The 19,502-nt window shown below is 74.1% G+C and carries 17 protein-coding genes; 7 read left to right on the top strand and 10 right to left on the bottom strand.

Annotated features, from left to right (window positions below):
• Positions 1–127 precede the first annotated feature (127 nt).
• From IH48_RS0126275 to IH48_RS0126255, 5 genes are all read right to left on the bottom strand, one after another.
• Positions 128–772 carry a GntR family transcriptional regulator gene (locus IH48_RS0126275; RefSeq protein WP_030909628.1) on the bottom strand — a complete coding sequence of 215 codons (645 nt, stop codon included), beginning with the start codon at positions 770–772 and terminating at the stop codon, positions 128–130.
• A gap of 184 nt (positions 773–956) precedes the next feature.
• Positions 957–2,723, bottom strand: a complete 1,767-nt coding sequence (gene sucB, locus IH48_RS0126270) for a 2-oxoglutarate dehydrogenase, E2 component, dihydrolipoamide succinyltransferase (RefSeq protein WP_030909625.1) — start codon at positions 2,721–2,723, stop codon at positions 957–959.
• A gap of 58 nt (positions 2,724–2,781) precedes the next feature.
• On the bottom strand, positions 2,782–4,170 hold the full coding sequence (gene lpdA, locus IH48_RS0126265; RefSeq protein ID WP_030909622.1) for a dihydrolipoyl dehydrogenase: 1,389 nt from the start codon (positions 4,168–4,170) through the stop codon (positions 2,782–2,784).
• A 657-nt stretch (positions 4,171–4,827) separates the two neighbouring features.
• The gene (locus IH48_RS0126260) at positions 4,828–6,378 is read right to left on the bottom strand and encodes a leucyl aminopeptidase (protein WP_030909619.1); all 1,551 of its coding nucleotides are present in this window, start codon (positions 6,376–6,378) and stop codon (positions 4,828–4,830) included.
• Positions 6,379–6,534: 156 nt separating this feature from the next.
• On the bottom strand, positions 6,535–7,350 hold the full coding sequence (locus tag IH48_RS0126255; protein ID WP_030909616.1) for an adenosylcobinamide-GDP ribazoletransferase: 816 nt from the start codon (positions 7,348–7,350) through the stop codon (positions 6,535–6,537).
• An 85-nt stretch (positions 7,351–7,435) separates the two neighbouring features.
• Here IH48_RS0126255 and IH48_RS0126250 point away from each other — a divergent pair, with 85 nt between their 5' ends.
• Positions 7,436–8,200: a hypothetical protein gene (locus tag IH48_RS0126250; protein WP_030909612.1), complete on the top strand. Its 765-nt coding sequence runs from the start codon at positions 7,436–7,438 to the stop codon at positions 8,198–8,200.
• A 356-nt stretch (positions 8,201–8,556) separates the two neighbouring features.
• Positions 8,557–9,795, top strand: a complete 1,239-nt coding sequence (locus IH48_RS0126245) for a styrene monooxygenase/indole monooxygenase family protein (protein ID WP_030909609.1) — start codon at positions 8,557–8,559, stop codon at positions 9,793–9,795.
• A 68-nt stretch (positions 9,796–9,863) separates the two neighbouring features.
• On the opposite strand, the gene IH48_RS0126240 is transcribed toward IH48_RS0126245, so the two are convergent.
• On the bottom strand, positions 9,864–10,955 hold the full coding sequence (locus IH48_RS0126240) for a nicotinate-nucleotide--dimethylbenzimidazole phosphoribosyltransferase (RefSeq protein ID WP_051840588.1): 1,092 nt from the start codon (positions 10,953–10,955) through the stop codon (positions 9,864–9,866).
• Between the two features lie 119 nt (positions 10,956–11,074).
• Entirely contained in the window at positions 11,075–12,283 is a 1,209-nt protein-coding gene (locus IH48_RS0126235) for a bifunctional adenosylcobinamide kinase/adenosylcobinamide-phosphate guanylyltransferase (RefSeq protein WP_030909602.1), read from the bottom strand.
• Positions 12,284–12,412: 129 nt separating this feature from the next.
• Here IH48_RS0126235 and IH48_RS0126230 point away from each other — a divergent pair, with 129 nt between their 5' ends.
• The gene (locus IH48_RS0126230) at positions 12,413–12,655 is read left to right on the top strand and encodes a hypothetical protein (RefSeq protein ID WP_030909599.1); all 243 of its coding nucleotides are present in this window, start codon (positions 12,413–12,415) and stop codon (positions 12,653–12,655) included.
• Between the two features lie 101 nt (positions 12,656–12,756).
• Here the strand turns inward: IH48_RS0126230 and IH48_RS0126225 are convergent, their stop codons facing one another.
• The 3 genes from IH48_RS0126225 to IH48_RS0126215 all read right to left on the bottom strand — a co-directional run bounded on the left by IH48_RS0126225 (position 12,757) and on the right by IH48_RS0126215 (position 15,368).
• A complete protein-coding gene (locus IH48_RS0126225; protein ID WP_030909596.1) occupies positions 12,757–13,896 on the bottom strand; it encodes a S1C family serine protease in 1,140 nt (379 codons plus the stop codon).
• Positions 13,897–13,968: 72 nt separating this feature from the next.
• Positions 13,969–14,691, bottom strand: a complete 723-nt coding sequence (locus IH48_RS0126220) for a class I SAM-dependent methyltransferase (RefSeq protein WP_030909593.1) — start codon at positions 14,689–14,691, stop codon at positions 13,969–13,971.
• A gap of 80 nt (positions 14,692–14,771) precedes the next feature.
• Positions 14,772–15,368 (bottom strand): DUF3043 domain-containing protein, encoded by a 597-nt coding sequence (locus IH48_RS0126215; protein ID WP_078850040.1) that lies wholly within the window; start codon positions 15,366–15,368, stop codon positions 14,772–14,774.
• 295 nt (positions 15,369–15,663) lie between these two features.
• On the opposite strand from IH48_RS0126215, the gene IH48_RS0126210 reads away from it, so the two are divergent.
• From IH48_RS0126210 to IH48_RS0126195, 4 genes are all read left to right on the top strand, one after another.
• Positions 15,664–16,464: a PspA/IM30 family protein gene (locus tag IH48_RS0126210; RefSeq protein WP_030909588.1), complete on the top strand. Its 801-nt coding sequence runs from the start codon at positions 15,664–15,666 to the stop codon at positions 16,462–16,464.
• A gap of 9 nt (positions 16,465–16,473) precedes the next feature.
• The gene (gene pspAA / locus IH48_RS0126205) at positions 16,474–16,758 is read left to right on the top strand and encodes a PspA-associated protein PspAA (RefSeq protein ID WP_030909585.1); all 285 of its coding nucleotides are present in this window, start codon (positions 16,474–16,476) and stop codon (positions 16,756–16,758) included.
• 622 nt (positions 16,759–17,380) lie between these two features.
• Entirely contained in the window at positions 17,381–18,688 is a 1,308-nt protein-coding gene (locus IH48_RS0126200; RefSeq protein ID WP_078850039.1) for a sensor histidine kinase, read from the top strand.
• Complete coding sequence (locus tag IH48_RS0126195) at positions 18,685–19,377, top strand: response regulator (RefSeq protein ID WP_030909581.1); 693 nt, start codon at positions 18,685–18,687, stop codon at positions 19,375–19,377. Before IH48_RS0126200 ends, IH48_RS0126195 begins: the two co-directional genes overlap by 4 nt.
• Positions 19,378–19,502: the final 125 nt, after the last annotated feature.

Below are 19,502 nucleotides of genomic sequence, written 5' to 3'. Positions count from 1 at the left end.
CAAAGGGGTGATGGGAGAAAGTTGGACGATCCGAAGAAATTGGCATTCGGTGCCAGCGGAAACGGCACGCAGTGACGGCACCGATAAGCCGTTTTCCCTGATCAAAGCCGCATTCCGGGCAGTGGCATCACGCGCGTCGCGGACCGCTGCCGGGGCGCGGCGCGCAACCCAGCACGTGCACCTTCACCATCGGCCCGATGTTCGGGTCGCGGCGCCTGAATGCCTCCACCAGCTCCTGGTGCTCCTCCGCGTACGACTGCTGGACGGTGCCGAGCCAGCGGATCGAGAGCGCGGTGAACACCTCGATCCCGAGCCCCTCCCAGGTGTGCAGCAGCACGCTGTTGCCCGCCGCGCGCACCAGCTCCCGGTGGAACCCCACCGTGTGCAGCACCTGCCCCGTGCCGTCGTTCGCCGTGTCCGCCTCGTACAACGCCGCGACGTGCGGTTCCAGCGCCGAGCAGTCCTCCGCGAGCCGCTCGGCCGCCAGCTCGGCCGCGATCTGCTCAAGGCCCGCCCTGACCGGGTAGCTCTCCTCCAGGTCGGCAGCCGACAGGTTGCGCACGCGCACGCCCTTGTTGGGGGCCGACTCGATCAGCCGCAGGCTCTCGAGCTCGCGCAGCGCTTCACGCACCGGCGTCTGGCTGACCTGTAGCTCGGTCGCGATCCGCCGCTCGACGATCCGCTCGCCCGGCTGCCAGCGCCCACTGACTATCCCCTCCACGATGTGCTCGCGGATCTGCTCGCGCAGCGAGTGGACGACGGGCGGGGTCATGGAAAGCTCCTCCTGGCGGACCGGCCGCCGGTACCGCCCGGGCGGTACCGGCGCTGTTGACGATAGGCGACGGCGGTACGGCGACGCCCCCGCCGGGACGAAGTATCCCGACAGGGGCGTCGTTGCCGTACCGGATCCGGCCGTTACCGCACGGCCGTTACTGCGCGGGTTGCGAGGGAAGGCCTCACAGACCCAGGTCGACCTCGAACTCGCCGGCCTCCAGGAACGCCTTGACGGCCCCCAGGTAGCGTGCCGCGTCGGCGCCGTCCACCAGACGGTGGTCGTAGGAGAGCGCCACGTACGTCATGTCGCGGATCGCGATGGTCTCGCCGAGCTCCGGGTGGTTGATCACCACGGGGCGCTTGACGGTCGCACCGATGCCGAGAATACCGACCTGGTTCGGCGGCACGATGATCGTGTCGAACAGCGCACCGCGCGAACCGGTGTTGGAGATCGTGAACGTCGCGCCCGCCAGGTCGTCGGGCGTGATCTTCGAGGCGCGCACGGCGCCGGCGAGCTCCGCCGTCTTCTTGGCGATGCCGGCGAGGTTGAGGTCGCCCGCACCCTTGATGACCGGGGTCATCAGGCCCTTCTCGGAGTCCACCGCGATACCGATGTTCTCGGTGTCGAAGTAGGTGACCGTGCCCTCGTCCTCGTTGATGCGCGCGTTGACGACCGGGTGGGCCTTCAGCGCCTGGGCGGCGGCCTTCACGAAGAAGGGCATCGGGGACAGCTTCACGCCCTCGCGGGCGCCGAAGGCGTCCTTCGCCTGCGCGCGCAGGCGCATCAGCCTGGTGACGTCCACCTCGACCACGGTGGTCAGCTGGGCCTGGCCGTGCAGCGCCTTCATCATGTTGTCGCCGATGACCTTGCGCATGCGGGTCATCTTCACCGTCTGGCCGCGCAGCGGGGACGCCTCGAGCCTCGGCGCCCTTCCGGCGGCCGGAGCGGCGGGGGCGGCCGCCGGCGCCGGGGTCGCGGCGGCCTTGGCGGCCTCCGCGGCGGCGACGACGTCCTGCTTGCGGATCCGGCCGCCGACGCCGGAGCCCTTCACCGAGGAGAGGTCCACGCCGTTCTCGGCGGCGAGCTTGCGGACCAGCGGCGTGACGTACGCGCCGTCGTCCGTGGCGCCGTTCGCCGGGGTGGCGGCCGGGGCCGGGGTCGGGGCGGGCGCCGACGGCGCCGGGGCGGGCGCGGCCGGGGCCTGTGCCACAGGGGCAGGGGCAGGGGCCGGGGCCTGCTGAGGGGCGGGGGCAGGAGCCGGCGCCGGGGCCTCCTGCTGGGCGGGCTGCGCCGGGGCGGCGGCCGGGGCCGCCTGCTGCTGGGGCGCGGCACCGGGAGCGCCGATGACGGCGAGCTTCGCGCCGACCTCGGCCGTCTCGTCCTCGCCGACCACGATCTCCAGCAGGACGCCCGCGGTGGGCGCGGGGATCTCGGTGTCGACCTTGTCGGTGGAGACCTCGAGCAGCGGCTCGTCCTCCTCGACGGACTCGCCGACCTCCTTGAGCCAGCGGGTGACGGTGCCCTCGGTGACGCTCTCGCCGAGCGCCGGCAGGACGACGTCGGTGCCCTCGGCGCCGCTCGCGCCGGAGGCGGCCTGCGCCGTCGGAGCGCTCGGCGCGCTCGGCGCCTCCGGCGCCTGAGCCTCCGCAGCCGGCTGCGGAGCCTGCGCCGGCTCGGCCGCCGGGGCCTCCTGCGCGGCCGGCGCGCCCGAGCCGTCGTCGATGAGGGCCAGCTCGGCGCCCACCTCGACGGTCTCGTCCTCGGCGACCCTGATCGACGAGAGGACGCCCGACGCGGGGGCGGGGATCTCGGTGTCGACCTTGTCGGTGGAGACTTCGAGCAGGGGCTCGTCGGCCTCCACCCGCTCACCCTCGGCCTTGAGCCAGCGGGTGACTGTGCCCTCGGTGACGCTCTCGCCGAGCGCCGGCAGGGTTACGGAAACCGCCATGGTTTCTCTTGCTCCTATCGGGAAGTGCGGTAGTGGTCTCGTCTCGCGGACTGACGAGTCAGTCGTGGGCGTGCAGGGGCTTGCCCGCCAGCGCGAGGTGGGCCTCGCCGAGCGCTTCGCTCTGGGTCGGGTGGGCGTGGATGAGCTGCGCGACCTCGGCCGGCAGCGCCTCCCAGTTGTAGATCAGCTGTGCTTCGCCGACCTGCTCGCCCATACGGTCACCGACCATGTGGACGCCGACCACCGCACCGTCCTTGACCTGGACGAGCTTGACCTCGCCCGCGGTCTTGAGGATCTTGCTCCGGCCGTTGCCCGCCAGGTTGTACTTGAGGGCGACGACCTTGTCCGCACCGTAGATCTCCTTGGCCTTGGCCTCGGTGATGCCGACGGAGGCGACCTCGGGGTGGCAGTACGTCACCCGCGGCACGCCGTCGTAGTCGATCGGCACGGTCTTGACGCCGGCCAGGCGCTCCGCCACCAGGATGCCCTCGGCGAAGCCGACGTGGGCGAGCTGGAGGGTGGGCACGAGGTCCCCGACGGCGGAGATCGTTTCGATGTTCGTGCGCATGTACTCGTCGACCAGGATGTAGCCGCGGTCCATGGCGACGCCCTGCTCCTCGTAGCCGAGGCCCTGCGAGACCGGGCCGCGGCCGATCGCGACCAGCAGCACCTCGCCCTCGAAGGTCTTGCCGTCGGCCAGCGTCACGCGCACGCCGTCCTGCGTGTACTCGGCCTTCTCGAAGAACGTGCCGAGGTTGAACTTGATGCCGCGCTTGCGGAAGGCGCGCTCCAGCAGCTTCGAGCTGTTCTCGTCCTCGACGGGCACGAGGTGCTTGAGGCCCTCGACGATCGTCACGTCGGTGCCGAACGACTTCCACGCGGACGCGAACTCGACGCCGATGACGCCGCCGCCGAGGATGATCGCGGACTTCGGCACGCGGTCGAGCGACAGCGCGTGGTCCGAGGAGATGACGCGGTCGCCGTCGATCTCCAGGCCGGGCAGCGACTTCGGCACGGACCCGGTCGCCAGGAGGATGTGGCGGCCCTCGACGCGGCGGCCGTCCACATCGACGGAGGTGCGGGAGGACAGGCGCCCCTCACCCTCGATGTAGGTCACCTTGCGGGACGCGATGAGCCCCTGGAGGCCCTTGTGCAGGCCGGCGATCACGTCGTCCTTGTACTTGTGCACGGCCGCCATGTCGATGCCCTCGAAGGTGGCCTTGACACCGAACTGCTCGGACTCGCGCGCCTGGTCGGCGATCTCGCCCGCGTGCAGCAGGGCCTTCGTGGGGATGCAGCCGTTGTGCAGGCAGGTGCCGCCGACCTTGCCCTTCTCGATCAGGGCGACGTCCAGGCCCAGCTGCGCCCCGCGCAGGGCCGCGGCGTAACCACCGCTACCACCGCCGAGGATCACTAGGTCGAAAACGGTGCTGGCGTCGTTCGCCACGTCACGTTCCTCCATGCATGTGCGCCGTACGCCGGGCGGGTAACACGTCCGGACGGCTGGTGTTCGGCCGCTTCTCTTCGGCCCTGTGGTGGGGGCCCTGTCCTGCCGAGAACCCATCTTTGCACTTGTCGGCGGTCGGCGGGACGCGGGGCGGCGCTGCGGAGCGGCGGGTGAGCGGAGTCACGTCGCCGCCGCGCCGCCCGGTGACGGGCGGCGCGCCGGCGACGCGCAAGCGAGCCGGCAGGTCCGGGCGTCCCGGCGCCCCGGGGCGTCCCGGCTGCCCCGGTCGTCCCCGTGGCCCGGCCCTCCCGGCGGTCCAGCCGTTTCGGCGGCACGGGCGGTCCGGGGGAGTGGGCGCCCCGGCGATGCCGGGTGGCCGGGGCGCCCCGTTGTCCGGTCGGCCCTGGTGGCCCGGGCACCCGCGCGGTCCCAGTCGTTCGGGTAGCGACGGCGGTTCCGGCGTCCGCTGCGGCCCGGCGGATCAGGTCTCCGCAGGCTCGGCCCGGTCCTGCGCGGTTCGGGCGACCTCGGCCGCGCCGGTGGCCAAGCCGTCCCGATGGCTCGGGCGGTGCCGAGGCCGGGGCCGCCGCGGCGGCGCGGGGGGGTCTGAGGGCCGGGCGGCCCGAACCGCGTGTGCGGCTCGGGCCGCCCGGCGGGTCAGCCGAGGTCGCCGGCCGCCGCGTGCTCGGCCAGCGAGACGAGCGTGCGCACGGCGGAGCCGGTGCCGCCCTTCGGCGTGTAGCCGAACGGCGCGCCCTCGTTGAACGCGGGGCCCGCGATGTCCAGGTGCGCCCAGGTGGTGCCCTCCGGCACGAACTCGCGCAGGAAGATGCCGGCGACGAGGCCGCCGCCCATGCGCTCGCCCATGTTGGCGAGGTCGGCGATCGGCGAGTCGAGGCCCTTGCGCAGGTCCACGGGGAGCGGCATCGGCCAGGCGGCCTCGCCGGTCTCGCCGGCGATCTCGTACACCGCCGTGCGGAACGCGTCGTCGTTGGCCATGACGCCGAACGTGCGGTTGCCGAGCGCGAGCACCATCGCGCCGGTCAGCGTCGCCACATCGACGATCGCGTCCGGCTTCTCCTCGGCGGCGCGCGTGATGGCGTCGGCCAGCACCAGGCGGCCCTCGGCGTCCGTGTTCAGCACCTCGACGGTCTTGCCGCTGTACATCCGCAGCACGTCGCCGGGGCGGGTGGCCGACCCCGACGGCATGTTCTCGGCGAGCGCGAGCCAGCCCGTCACGCCGACCTTCAGGCCGAGCCTGGCGGCCGTGACCACCGCGGCGAAGACGGCGGCGGCGCCGCTCATGTCGCACTTCATGGTCTCGTTGTGGCCGGCAGGCTTGAGCGAGATGCCGCCCGAGTCGTACGTGATGCCCTTGCCGACGAACGCGAGGTTCTGCTTCGCGCCGCGCGGGGTGTAGGAGAGGCGCACCAGCCTGGGCGGGTTGACGGAACCCTGCCCGACGCCGATCAGGCCGCCGTAGCCGCCCTTGGCGAGCGCCTTCTCGTCGAGCACCTCCACCTTGATGCCGTGCTCCTTGCCCGCGGCGGTGGCGATGGCGGCGAAGTCGGCGGGGGTGAGGTCGTTGGAGGGGATGTTGATCAGGTCGCGGGCGCGGTTGATCTCCTCCGTCAGCGCGATCGCCCGGTCCGCGGCGGCCTTGTGGGCCTTGTCGCGCGGCTTCGCGCCGAGCAGCGCGGCCTCGCCGAGCGGCTGCTTGCCCGCGTCGTCCTTGGTGGCGGCCTTCGCGCCGTTCGCCTTCTTGCGCTCACCGTCGCGGTACGTGGTGAAGGCGTACGAGCCGAGCAGGATCCCCTCGCCGATCGCGGCGACGTCCTCGGCGGCCTCCACGGGCAGCGCGATGCCGGCCTTCTTGGTGCCGGTGAGGGCGCGCGCGGCGACACCGGCGGCGCGGCGCAGCGACTCGGTGCCGTACGCCTCGTCCTTCTCGGGCACCGGGCCGAGGCCCACGGCGAGCACGACGGGGGACTTGAAACCCGACGGCGCGGGCAGCTTGGTCACCTCACCCTCGGCGCCGGTGGCCCCGAGGGTCTCGAGCACGCCGGCGAGCCTGCCGTCGAACCCCTTGTCCACGGCCTCGGCGCCTGTGGCGACGACCGGTCCTGCGGCGCCCTTGGCGACGCCCACGACGATGACGTCGGCGCGCAGTGTGGCGGCGCCCGACGTGGTGAGAGTGAGAGCAGTCACGGTGGTGAATTCTCGCTTCCGTTGAGTTCCTTGGCGGTCGAGTGGTGGGCCGACCTGCCCGGCGCGTCGCGGAACCGGCCCTGACAACGCCGTGGCTGAGCCTACGCGCGCCGCTGACGTCAGCAATCTCGTCCCCTGGACACCCGGGGCCCCTCGTCAGCGGGGCGAGATCGCGAGTACGACGAGGGCCAGCGTGGCCGCGCTCTCGCACAGCGCGCCGAGCACGTCGCCCGTGATACCGCCGAACCGGCGTACACAGTGGCGAAGGAGCAACTGCGCGGCGGCGCAGGCCAGCAGGACCGCCGCGCCGTCCCGTACGGCGTCGGCGGCGGAGAAGGCGAGCCCGAGCGCGGCCGCGGTGAGCGCCACCACGGCCACGGCCGCTGCCGCCGCCCGCGTGGACACCGTCCCCGCGACGGCCGCGCCGAGGCCGCCGGGCCGCGCGGAGGGCACGCCGGTACGGCAGCCGAGCACGAAGACCACGCGGGCGGCGACGGCCGCGACCGCGATCCCGGCGGCCGCGCGTGCCGCGCCGTGCTCGTAGAGCCTGTCCACGGCGGCGACCTGGGCGAGCAGCGCGAGCAGCAGCGTGATCACGCCGAACGGGCCGATGTCGGACTGCTTCATCACGCGCAGGGCGTCCGCGGCCGGCTTGCCGCTGCCGAGCCCGTCCGCGGTGTCGGCGAGCCCGTCGAGGTGGAGGCCGCGGGTGAGGGCGGCGGGCACGGCGACCGCTGCGACGGCCGCGAGCAGCGCGCCCGTGCCGCACAGCCACAGCGCGGTGGCCACCGCCGCGGCGACCACGCCGACGACGATCCCCGCGAGCGGTGCGGTGAGCATGCCGAGGCGCGCGGCCGAGCGGTCCCAGCGCGTCACGCGCACGGGCAGCACGGTCAGGGTGCCGAGGGCGAACCGTGCGCCGTCGCCGAGCGAACTGCCCGGGGGCGGTGGGGGAGCGGAGGAGTCGGCCACCGCCGCACCCTAACCGCGGGCGCGCGAGGGCAAGGCGGGATAAATTACGCATACAGTTCGTATCGGTCGCCGGAGGCGGGGTGGCATGGGTCACTGGTTCCATCAGAATGTGGTGGAGCCGGGCAAGCTGCCGATGCTGCTCGCGCTCTTCTCCTTCGTCGTGTGCTTCCTGCTGACCCGCACGATCACCCGCCTCATCAGGGCGGGCAGGGGCCCGTTCCGCAACGTGACGCCCGGCGGCATGCACATCCACCATGTGGTGCCCGGCGTGATCCTCACGGTGATCGGCGGCTTCGGCGCCGTGAGCACGGGCACGCGCGGCCCGACGCCCGCGGTGTTCGCCGTGGTCTTCGGCGTCGGCGCGGGCCTCGTGCTCGACGAGTTCGCGCTGATCCTGCACCTGGACGACGTGTACTGGACGGAACAGGGCCGGCAGAGCGTCGAGGTGGTCGTGCTGGCGGCGGCCCTCGCGGGCCTCGCGCTCGGGGGTTTCGCGCCGCTCGGTGTCGACTCGCTGAGTGTGGAGCAGCGGCAGGACCGCGTGACGGCCATCGTGACGATCGTCGTCAACTGCCTGTTCGCCATCGTCACCTTCCTCAAGGGGAAGCCGCGGATGGGCCTGATCGGCGTGCTGGTCCCGCTCGTCGCGCTGATCGGCGCCGTCAGGCTGGGGCGGCCGGGCTCGCCCTGGGCCAAACGCTTCTACCGCGCACGCCCCAGGGCCCGGGCGCGCGCGACGCTGCGCGCGTACCACCACGACGCACGCTGGGCGGGCCCGAGGCGGACGTTCCAGAACTGGCTCGGCGGCGCCCCGGACCCATCGCCCCCCGGCGCGGTTCCGCCGCGCTGACGCTCGCGCGGCGCTTCCTGTTCTCCGTCGCGCTCCGCGGTGACCCGCACGCCAGGTGCCGGCCGCCGCTCCGACTCTTGGCTCTCGCAGGCTGTGGCGGTGACGGAGGGTCGGCCTCCCAGGACCGGGGCATTCGTGGGCGGCGCACACATGCGCCGGCCGTCGACTGGGTAGGTCCGCTGCGAAACGGTCGACGGCCTTCTCCCGCGACCGGTGGACGCGCCGGCCGGGCCGGGCCGGCGTCCCGCCCTCCCGATGGACCCGGTGCCCCACCCGGCTCCGGAATTCGTCCATGTGGCCGGTCAGTTCGGAGCGTGCACGTCGGCGGTACCCCGCGACAGGGAGGACAGGACGCCATGCCCCACATCGGCATCATCGGAGCCGGCACAGCCGGTCTGCACCTGGGCCTGCTGCTCCGTCGTCAGGACATACCCGTCACCCTCTACTCCGCCCGCAGCCCCCGGGACCTCGCGTCGAGCAGGCTTCTGGCCACCGTCGCCCACCACGCGCCGACCCTGCGTCGTGAGAGGGACCTCGGAGTGCACTTCTGGCCGGTCGAGGAGTACGGCTACACCTGCCACCATCACTACGTGGGAGGGGACAGGCCGCTGCGCTTCCGTGGCGACTTCACCGCACCGTCCTCGGCCATCGACGATCGCCTGTACCTGCCCGCTCTCGCCGAGGCCTACGAGAACAACGGCGGAGAACTGCGAGTGGGCCACCTCGAAGCGAGAGACCTCGCCGCCCTCGCGGATCGGCACGACCTGGTGGTCGTGGCGGCCGGCCGCTCCGCCTTCACCGAGCTCTTCCCCCGCCGTGACGCGCACAGTCCGTTTCGCGCACCCCAGCGAAGGCTCTGCGCCGGCCTCTACCACGGCGTCCACCCGGCGGAGCCCAAGGGTGTGACCCTCAGCATCTCCCCAGGCAACGGCGAACTCGTCGAAATACCCCTGTTCTCCCGCGACGGCCATGTCACCGCCCTGCTCTTCGAGAGCATCCCCGGTGGCGAACAGGACGTCCTCGGCGACATCTCCTACGACGAGGACCCCGCGCTCTTCACCCGGACCGTGCTCGGCAGGCTCGCCGCGCACCACCCGGACGTCTTCCAGCGGGTCGACCCCGGCCGATTCGGCCTCACCGGTCCCCTGGATCTCCTCCAGGGCGGGATCGTACCCACGGTGCGGACGGACCACGCCCGCCTGCCGAACGGCCGTTATGCCCTCGCCATCGGGGACGCCCACACCGTGGTCGACCCGATCACGGGGCAGGGCGCCAACTCGGCGTCCCACTCCGCCTGGGTCACCGGCGAGGAGATCTGCGAGGATCTCGCCCTGGACGAACTCTTCTGCCGGCGGGTCGCGCGACGCCGTGCCGACGTCGTCCTGGGCGCCGCACGCTGGACCAACCTCATGATCCAGCCGCCTCCCGACCACCTGCTCGGGCTCCTGGCGGCGATGAGTCAGAACCCGGGCGCAGCGGGCGAGTTCACCGACAACTTCGGCCATCCCGACCGCCAGTGGCGCATTCTGGCGACGCCTGAGCGGACCCGGGCCTTCCTCGCTCGCCACGGCGCGGGGCCCGGGTCCCCATGGTGACTGGTGCAACTTTCCGGCAGCTGGTGGCCCGCCGCGTCGGTCACGCCGCGTCGGTCACGTCGCGTCGGTCACGTCGCGTCGAGGAGGCCTCCGGCTGCGTCCGGCTCCTGCTCGTGCGAAGCCTCGGGGAGCTCCGCCGCCAGCGCGGCCGCCGCCTGGACGAGGGGGAGGGCCAGCAGCGCCCCCGTCGCGCCGCCCACCGTGACGCCCTGTTCGAGCAGCGGCGTCATCGCCATCCGGTCGAGCGCCTTGGCCTGGCCGGGCTCGTTCGTCGTCTGGCCCGCGAGCCACCAGTCCGGGGCGCGGAACGCCGCCCGCTGGCCCACCAGCGCGCAGGCCGCGGAGACCACGCCGTCGAGGATCACCGGCATCCTGCGCACCGCGCTCTGCAGCAGGAACCCGGTGGTGGCAGCCAGGTCCGCGCCGCCCACCGCCGCGAGCAGCTGCAACTGGTCGCCGAGGACCGGCCGCGCCCGCCGCAGGGCGTCCCGGATCGCCGCGCACTTGCGCATCCACGCCAGGTCGTCGATCCGCACGCCGCCGCGGCCCGTGACCACCGACGCGTCCGTGCCGCACAGCGCGGCGATCAGGGTCGCCGCCGCCGTGGTGCCGCCGACGCTCAGGTCGCCGAGCACCGCGAGGTCGGTGCCCGAGTCGGCCTCCTCGTCGGCGATCCGCATCCCGAGCCGCACGGCCTGCTCGGCCTCCTCCGGGGTCAGCGCGTCCTCGACGTCGATACGGCCGCTGCCGCGCCGCACCCGGTGCCGCACGACCTCGTCGGGCAGCAGCGACGGGTCGCAGTCGAGGCCCGCGTCCACGACGCGCACCCCCACGCCGGCGCGGCGCGCCAGCACCGCCCCCGCGCTCTCGCCGTCGAGCGCGGCACGCACCAGCGCGTGCGCGGTGGAGGCGGGGCGGCCCGAGACGGAGAGCGCGGCCACGCCGTGGTCCCCGGCGAAGACCACCACGCGCGGCTGCGACACGGCCTTCACCGGCACGCGGCGCTGCGCGGCCGACAGCCACTCGCCCAGCTCGTCCAGGCGCCCGAGCGCCCCGGGCGCGACGGTCTGCCGCTGCCTGCGTTCCTCGGCGTCCCGCCGCATACCGCTGTCGGGGCGCTCGATCAGATCGGAGAAGTCGTCGAGATTCAGGGCGCTCATGTGGTCGAACAGTACCCGTCCCGGCGCCGCCCGCCGCCTGCCAGGTGCCGTGGTCCGCCCGGGCGTTGGCGGCCGTGGGCCGCTGCGCCGCCGGCCCGGCCGCCCGGCGCGCCGCGCGCTCAGCCGCGCAGCCGCAGCGCCTGCCCCGCCACCACGAGCAGCAGGTGCTCGCACTCCGCCGCGAACGCCGCGTTGAGGCGGCCCAGTTCGTCACGGTAGCGCCGCACCGACGCCGTGGCGGGCACGACGCCCGAGCCCACCTCGTTGGTCACCGCGACGACGGTCCGCCGGGTGGCGCGCACCGCCTCGATCAGCTCCGACGTGCGCTCGTGCAGGGCCTTGCGGCCGCCGCCGTCCCACGCCGCGTCGTCCCAGGCGCCGACGCGGTCCATCGCGTCGGTCAGCCACAGCGACAGGCAGTCGATCAGCAGCGGCGGCCCGTCGCCCGCGAGCAGCGGCACGAGGTCGCAGGTCTCCTGCGTGCGCCAGGACGCCGGGCGCCGGTCGCGGTGCGCGCGCACCCGCTCGGCCCATTCGGCGTCGCCGTCGCGCCCGCCGCCGGTCGCCACGTACACGACGCCGGGGAACGCCGCGAGCCGCCGCTCCGCCTCCACCGACTTGCCCGAGCGGGCCCCGCCCGTCACCAGCGTGCGCCGCGGCACCTCGGGGCCCGGGCGGTAGGCGCCCGCGGTGAACGTCGTCCCGTCCGGCACCGCGCGGGCGCCGGCGGCGGCCAGCCGCCGCTCCAGTTCGGGGCCCTGCGGCACGTCGTGGCCGAGGTGGGCCGCGACGACGTCCGTCGCGGGACCGGCCGCGCCCACCGCACGCAGCCGTGCGACGGCGTCGGGCCGCCCCACCACGTCGGCCACCACGACGTCGTAGGCGGGCGAAGGGTCGCGCTCGGGCTCCACCCCGGCGGGCGCGCCGCCGGGCGGCAGGTACAGCAGCCGCTCGCCGTCCGGCGCGGTCACCTCGTACCCGGTGCCCGGCGCGTCCATCGGCACGGCACGCACCCGGTGACCGCTCAGCAGCGTCAGCACCCGGCCGTCCGCCGCGCGCCCCGCGGACGGCAGTCCAGGCGGCAGCTCGACCGACGGCCCGTCGTGCGGGTGGCTCAGCAGCACCTGCCGCACACCGCCGAGCGTCTGGCCCGCACGCGCGGCGGCGAGCGCGGCGCCCGGTGTCAGGTCGAGCAGCAGGACGCCGTCGACGAGCAGCGCGGTCGCGGCCCTGGCGTGCGGGCCGCGGGCCGCCGCGCACACGGCGCACGGGCATTCGGGGCGGGGCAGCCCGTCGGGGGCTCCGGTGCCCAGCAGTGTCAGTTCCACACGCACGATCCTCCCGCGACACCGCCGGCGGTGCGCGTCCGGCTACGCTGCGGTCAGCAAGAGTGATCAGGCAGCAGTGATCCCACAGCGGGCGGGGCGCGCGGCGGCCCGCTCCACCTGGAGGCGGACATGGCGTGGACGTGGCGGTTCGAGAAGGCCGACGGGACGGAGGTCGCGCCCGCCGTGGCGGCCGAGGAGTTCTCCACCCAGGGCGACGCGGAGTCGTGGGTCGGCGAGGAGTGGAAGGAACTCCTCGAGGGCGGCGCGGACCAGGTCACGTTGTTCGAGGACGGCACGAAGGTCTACGGCCCGATGAGCCTGCACGCCGAGCAGGCGGCGGGGCCCGCGGACGCGCCGCCGGAACAGGCGTAGCCGCCAGGCCGGGCATCGCAGGTGTGGCGCCGTACGGACCCGGGTCCGTACGGCGCCACACGTCTGCGGTCGGCCACACAGGGCCGCCCGCACCCGGTCGCCTACATCTCGCCCAGCTTCACCTTCGCCGTCTTGGATGCGCCGTTCCGCAGGTACGCAACGGTGACGTGCTGGCCCGGTTTGTCCGCCGCGAGCGCACGGGACAGCGACGTGATGTCCGTGATCCGCCGGCTGCCGAGCCTGACGATGATGTCGCCGGCCTTGAGACCGGCGGCCCGCGCGCCGCCGTTCTTGGTGGTGGAGACGACCGCGACGCCCGTCGGCTGGAGGTCGGTGCCGAGCACCGTACGGCCCGTGATGCCGAGCGCCGCCCGCCCCGAGTGCGTGACCTTGCCGTTCTTGATGATCTGGTCGGCGACCGTCTTCACCGTCGAGGCCGGGATCGCGAAGCCGATGCCGGGCGCCGCGCTGCCGCTGCTGCCGCCGATGCCCGGGTCGGTCGCCGCGAGCGTCGGAATGCCGATGACCTCGCTGTTGAGGTCGACGAGCGCGCCGCCGCTGTTGCCCGGGTTGATCGCGGCCGACGTCTGCACCATGTCGGAGATGGTGGCGCCGGTGCCGCCGGACTCGCCCGATCCCTCGCTGACGGTCCGCCCGACGGCGGAGACGATGCCCTGGGTGACGCTGCTCGACAGGCCGAGCGGCGACCCCATCGCCAGCACGATCTGGCCGACGGCGACCTCGGACGAGTCGCCGAAGCGCGCGGGGCGCAGCCCCTTGGGGATGGCGTCCAGCTTGATCACCGCGAGGTCCTGCTGCGGGAAGCTCGACACCAGGCGGGCGGTGAGCGGCTGCTCCCGGGTCGCGACGGTCACCTTGAACGTCTTGCCGGAGCCGACGACGTGGGCGTTGGTGACGATGTGGCCGTGCGTGTCGTAGACGATGCCGGAGCCGAGCGCGTTGCCCGCGTCGATCTGGACGACGGACGGCAGCACGTTCTTGATCGTGCCCTCGTAGTCCGTCTGCAGGTCGCTCGTCGCACGGCTCGGCGCCGCGGCCTGCCCCGCGGGGGTGGGCGCCTCCGCCCGCCCCGTCGCCGTGGTCGCGGCGATCGGCGCGATGGGGCCGGCCGGCATTCCCTCGGCCGCCGAGCAGCCGGAGGCCAGGGCGGCCGCGCAGAGCCCGGCGGCCAGGGTCAGCAGCGGCCGACGCGAGCGGCCGCGGAGAAGGGATCGATCCATGCCCGGAGTATCCCTTTTAACCTATTTATCGAAAGGGTGGCGCGCTCGGAGGCCGCCGTTCGCTCACCCGTCTCAGCCGCGCACCCCGCACAGGTGCAGCAGCGAGGCCACGCAGCGGTAGGGGTCCGTGCGTCCCGCGCGCTCCTCGGCCGCGAGCAGCCGGTCGAGCTCGGCGCCGGCCGGGGCCTGGGCGTCGTCGGGCGCGCCGTCCGTGAAGACCCGCACCCCGTACCAGGCGTGCAGTGGCGCGGCGATCCCCGCCAGCGTCCGCGTCAGGTCGGCGAGCCGGTCGGCCCGCACGGCAAGGCCCTCCTCGTCCGTGCGGGTGAGCTGGTCGAACGCGGTGAGCGCGGCCCGCCAGTCGCCCGCCTGCCCGGGCCGCAGGGCGGCCGCGTCGCCGTTGCGCACCAGGAGCGAGAGCAGGCCGCCGGGCGCCAGCATCCTGGCGAGCCCCGCGAGGAGCGCGTCCCGCTCCCGTACGCGCATCAGCACGCCGTGGCAGAGCACCACGTCGAAGGCGCCCGGCTTGAAGTGCACCCCCGTGTCCACGCCGTCGCCCTCGACGAACCTGACCCGCTCCCTGATGCCGTCCGGCTCGCCCGCCAGCTCGGCGCGCGCGGCGGCGAGCATCTCCGGGTCGGACTCAAGACCGGTCACCGCGTGCCCGGCGCGCGCGAGGCGCAGCGCCTGGGTGCCGCGTGCCATCCCCACGTCGAGGACGCGCAGCCGCCGGCCGACGGGGAAGCGGCCGGATATCTGCTCCTCCAGCTGGAGCGAGACGAGTTCCTGGCGCACCACGTCCCGCAGCCCGCCCTGCCCGGTGAGCCAGGGCGTGGCACCGCCGGCCGGCCACGACGGGCCGGCCGGCCGGCTGCTCAGAGCTTCGCCCCGCGCTTGACCTGCGGCTTGGGCAGGCGCAGCTTGCGGATCTGGAGCGTACGCATCAGGCCGTACATCACCACGCCGCGGCCCGAGTCGTTCGGGAAGCGCCGCGCGATGGCCCTCTTCAGCCGCATGCCGAGGAAGATCGAGTCCACGACGATGGCGATGATGAGGAGCAGCCACAGCAGCAGCGCGATGTTCTGCAGCGCCGGCACCCTGACCATCGTCAGCACGAGGATCACGACGGCGGACGGCAGGAAGAACTCGGCCGCACAGATCCTGGCGTCCACGTAGTCGCGCGCGAAGCGGCGCACGGGCCCCTTGTCCCTGGCGGGCAGGTAGCGCTCGTCGCCGTTGTTCAGCGCCTCGCGCTGGCGCGCCATATCGGCCCGGCGCGTCTCCCGCTGGCGCTTGACCGCGGTCTTGCGGTCGGCGGGTGGCGTCACGGCACGGCGGCGCTGGGACTGCGCCTCACTCCGCTTCGGCGTGGGCCTGCCCTTGGGCGCCTGCGGATCACGGGGTTGCTTGGTCAGGTCGGCCGTCACCTTGGTGCCGGGCGCCTTCTCTTCGTTCGAACGGCTACGGAACACAATCGCCAAGGGTACGGGCTCGGGTGCATGGACCCCACCCCCATGGGGAACGATCCCGCAACGGCCTTCGTCTCCCGGCTGTGCGCGGGCGCGTTCGCGCGGGCCCGCACAGGGCCGGGAAGGCGCCGCCCGGGGCGGCCCCTACTCCCTCCGCCGGAGCCGTCCACGCGCACAGTCGTCCTTGGGGATGAGCGCATCCGCGCTCGAACAGTGCGGTAATAGAGGCAGGGCCCGTACTGTGGGTCTTGTAGGAGTGCTGGATCCGGAGTCCGTCAGAAGGGGGCGCGCGAAGCCCATGAGCGGTGTCATGAAGCGTATGGGGATGATCTTCCGCGCGAAGGCCAACAAGGCCCTGGACAGGGCCGAGGATCCGCGCGAGACCCTCGATTACTCCTACCAGAAGCAGCTCGAACTGCTGCAGAAGGTGCGCAGGGGCGTCGCGGACGTGGCGACGTCGCGCAAGCGCCTGGAACTGCAGCTCAGCCAGCTTGGCGGGCAGTCGACGAAGCTGGAGGAGCAGGGCCGCAAGGCGCTCGCCCTCGGCCGGGAGGACCTGGCGCGCGAGGCGCTGTCCCGCAAGGCCGCGCTCCAGCAGCAGGTCTCCGACCTGGAGACCCAGCACCAGACGCTGCAGGGCGAGGAGGAGAAGCTCACGCTCGCGGCGCAGCGGCTGCAGGCCAAGGTGGACGCCTTCCGCACCAAGAAGGAGACCATCAAGGCCACGTACACGGCGGCCCAGGCGCAGACGAGGATCGCCGAGTCCTTCTCCGGCATCTCCGAGGAGATGGGCGACGTCGGCCTCGCGGTCCAGCGCGCCGAGGACAAGACGGCGCAGTTGCAGGCGCGGGCGGGCGCCATCGACGAGCTGCTGGCCTCGGGCGCCCTGGACGACCAGTCGGGGACCGCGAAGGACGACATCGCGACGGAGCTCGACCGCATCTCGGGCGGTTCCGACGTGGAGCTGGAGCTCCAGCGCATGAAGGCGGAGCTGGCGGGGGGCTCGTCCTCGTCGCAGCAGGCCATCGAGGGCGGCTCGCAGCAGGGGGACGCGCAGGGGCCGAACTTCAAGAAGACCGACACGAACGACCGGGGCTGAGGACGCGTCATGATCGTACGGATCATGGGGGAAGGGCAGGCGCGGCTCGCCGAGGACCACCTCGCCGAGCTGAACGAGCTGGACGACCGGCTCATGGCCGCGGTCAAGGGCGGCGACGAGGCGGTCTTCCGGCGCACGCTCACCGCGCTGCTCGACCGCGTGCGCGAGCTGGGTGAGCCGCTGCCCGACGACTCCCTGGAGCCGTCGGGGCTGATCCTGCCCGCGCCCGACGCCACCCTCGAAGAGGTCCGCGAGCTGCTCAGCGACGAGGGCCTGATCCCCTCGTCGGTCTGACGGACCGGCTCCGACCACCGTGCGCACCTCCCGTCCGGGCGACTCCACCGCCCCGCGTCCACAGGACGCGGGGCGGAGCCCTGCGTCCCCGCCTCCGGCGGCCTCGGCCGCCACAGCCGCCGGGGACGGAGACCAGGCCCCGGGCGCACGGACGGCCCCGGGCCCGGCGCCTGAGCCCGCCACGGCCCACGCACCGGCGGCGCCCGGGGGTGGCCCCGCCGGGCCTGGTGACACCGCCGCGGCAGGGGGCGCGACCCCCTCGACAGCTGCTGCGGCACCGGGCCCTGCGCCGGCGCAGCCTGTGGCCGGTCACGGAGCGGCACCCGTGCCCGCCGGGGGTGGTAGCCCGGCTTCGACCTCAGCTCCGGCCGCCGCGTCGGCGCCGCCGCTTGGAGGGGCCGGGAGACCTGAGGCCCCTGGCCTTGGCCGGGACGGCGGCCCGGCTCCGGGCGCCGGGACGGCTCCCGCCCGCGTGTCGGGCTCGGCCTCCGCCGGGGCCGGTGGCCGTGAGGCCCCCGTGAACGCCGGGGGCCGCGAAGTGGTCCCCGGCGTCGGGACGGCCTCGGGCTCCGCGCCCGCGTCGGCTTCGGCGCCTGCTGGGGCCGGAGGGCCTGCGGCCCCTGTGCCCGTCCGGGGCGGCGACCCGGTCCCGGGCGCCGGGACGGCGGCGTCCGCGCCCGCTCGTGGGCAAAGCCTCGCCGCAGGCGTACTCGCGCATGCGCGCTGCTGGAGCCGTGCCCACACGCTCGCGCCCGATGCCTGCCTCGCCCTCGCCGTCCTCGTCTGCATGATCGCCACCTCCCTCGTGCACCCGCGCGGCGGCAGGGGCTTCACCACGCCCATCGAGGTGCACAGCCCGAGCGCCCTGAGCCTCGCGCTGATGGCCGTCGCCGCGGCCACGCTCGTGCTGCGCAGGCGGCGGCCGCGCACCGTGCTGCTGGTGACCAGCGCGCTCACCACCGTCGGGGTGATCACCGCGAACCCGGCCCCGCCGGTCGTGTTCAGCGTCGTCATCGCGCTGTTCACGGTCGCCGCGCACACCGACCGCCCCACGACATGGCGCGTCGGCCTGCTCACCATGGCCGTACTGACCGGTGTGGCGATGGGGCTCGGCTCCGGGCCCTGGTACGCCCAGCAGAACCTGGGCGTCTTCGCGTGGACCGGCATGGCCGGCGCGGCGGGCGACGCCGTGCGCAGCCGCCGCGCGTTCATCGACGCGATGCGGGAGCGTGCGGAGCGCGCCGAGCGCACCCGCGAGGAGGAGGCCGGCCGCCGCGTCGCCGAGGAGCGGTTGCGCATCGCCCGTGACCTGCACGACGTCGTCGCCCACCACATCGCGCTCGTCAACGTGCAGGCCGGGGTCGCGTCCCACGTCATGGACAAGCGCCCCGACCAGGCCAAAGAGGCGCTCGCGCACGTACGGGAGGCCAGCAGGAGCGCCATCGACGAGCTGCGCGCCACGGTCGGCCTCCTGCGCCAGACGGGCGACCCGGAGGCCCCCACGGAACCCGCGCCAGGACTCGACCAGCTCGACGCGCTCGTCGGGACGTTCCGCTCGGCCGGCCTGCCCGTCAGGTGCGTGGTCGAGGCGGGCGACGCGCCGCTGCCGGCCGCCGTGGGGCTCGCCGCGTACCGGGTGGTCCAGGAGGCGCTGACCAATGTGCGCAAGCACGCGGGCGCGGATGCCGAGGCCGAGGTGAGCGTCTTGCGCGCGGGCGGGGGCATCGAGATCACGGTGGTCGACGACGGGGCGGGCGAGGCCCCGCGTGACCCGGCACCCGGCGGCGGCCACGGGCTGCTCGGCATGCGCGAGCGCGTCGCCGCGCTCGGCGGCGCCCTCGTCGCCGAACCCCGCCACGGCGGCGGGTTCCGCGTCCAGGCGATACTGCCCGTGCAGCCGCTGCGCAGACGAGAACAGGAGCACGCGTGACGATCAGGGTCCTGCTCGCGGACGACCAGACGCTGCTGCGCAGCGCGTTCAGGGTGCTGGTCGACTCGGAGCCGGACATGGAGGTCGTCGCCGAGGCGGCGGACGGCGCGGAGGCCGTGGCGCTCGCCGCCTCCGAGAAGGCCGACGTGGTCCTCATGGACATCCGCATGCCCGGCACGGACGGGCTCGCCGCGACCCGCATGATCAGCGCCGACCCGGCGCTCGCCGGGGTGCACGTGGTGATGCTGACGACCTTCGAGGTCGACGAGTACGTCGTGCAGTCGCTGCGCGCGGGCGCCTCCGGCTTCCTCGGCAAGGGCGCGGAGCCGGTGGAACTCCTCAACGCGATCCGGATCGCCGCGGCCGGCGAGGCGCTGCTGTCGCCCGCGGCGACCAAGGGGCTGATCGCCTCGTTCCTCGCGCAGCGCGGCCCGGCGGGGGACGGGGAGCAGGACGGCTCCGGCGCCCGTGCCGAGCGGCTGGCCGCGCTCACCGTGCGGGAGCGCGAGGTGCTCGGCCTCGTCGCCGGCGGCCACTCCAACGACGAGATCGCCGAGCGCCTCGCCGTCAGCCCGCTCACGGTGAAGACCCACGTGAACCGCGCGATGGCGAAACTCGGCGCACGCGACCGCGCCCAATTGGTGGTATTCGCGTACGAATCGGGCCTGGTGCGGCCGGGGGTGGAGTAGCACTCCTCCGCCGTGTACTCCAGGCGCGGTACGCCGGGGGCACCGGAAAGGGACCTGCGGCTGACGGAAGCGGCCACCCCCATGCCTGATCGTGTAGTGGGGGCCTGAGCACCGACCCGGCGGCA

Source organism: Streptomyces sp. NRRL F-5126 (assembly GCF_000721265.1).
Taxonomy (GTDB): Bacteria; Actinomycetota; Actinomycetes; order Streptomycetales; family Streptomycetaceae; genus Streptomyces.
The sequence above is the reverse complement of the archived record's forward strand: the minus strand, read 5'-3'. Positions and strand labels throughout refer to the sequence as shown.

What these genes read in the sequence shown, in the direction of transcription:
- IH48_RS0126275 (WP_030909628.1), bottom strand. Translation starts at nt 772, where the DNA reads ATGACCCCGCCCGTCGTCCACTCGCTGCGCGAGCAGATCCGCGAGCAC.
- sucB (WP_030909625.1), bottom strand. Translation starts at nt 2,723, where the DNA reads ATGGCGGTTTCCGTAACCCTGCCGGCGCTCGGCGAGAGCGTCACCGAG.
- IH48_RS0126250 (WP_030909612.1), top strand. Translation starts at nt 7,436, where the DNA reads ATGGGTCACTGGTTCCATCAGAATGTGGTGGAGCCGGGCAAGCTGCCG.
- IH48_RS0126245 (WP_030909609.1), top strand. Translation starts at nt 8,557, where the DNA reads ATGCCCCACATCGGCATCATCGGAGCCGGCACAGCCGGTCTGCACCTG.
- IH48_RS0126240 (WP_051840588.1), bottom strand. Translation starts at nt 10,955, where the DNA reads ATGAGCGCCCTGAATCTCGACGACTTCTCCGATCTGATCGAGCGCCCC.
- IH48_RS0126230 (WP_030909599.1), top strand. Translation starts at nt 12,413, where the DNA reads ATGGCGTGGACGTGGCGGTTCGAGAAGGCCGACGGGACGGAGGTCGCG.
- IH48_RS0126225 (WP_030909596.1), bottom strand. Translation starts at nt 13,896, where the DNA reads ATGGATCGATCCCTTCTCCGCGGCCGCTCGCGTCGGCCGCTGCTGACC.
- IH48_RS0126210 (WP_030909588.1), top strand. Translation starts at nt 15,664, where the DNA reads ATGAGCGGTGTCATGAAGCGTATGGGGATGATCTTCCGCGCGAAGGCC.
- pspAA (WP_030909585.1), top strand. Translation starts at nt 16,474, where the DNA reads ATGATCGTACGGATCATGGGGGAAGGGCAGGCGCGGCTCGCCGAGGAC.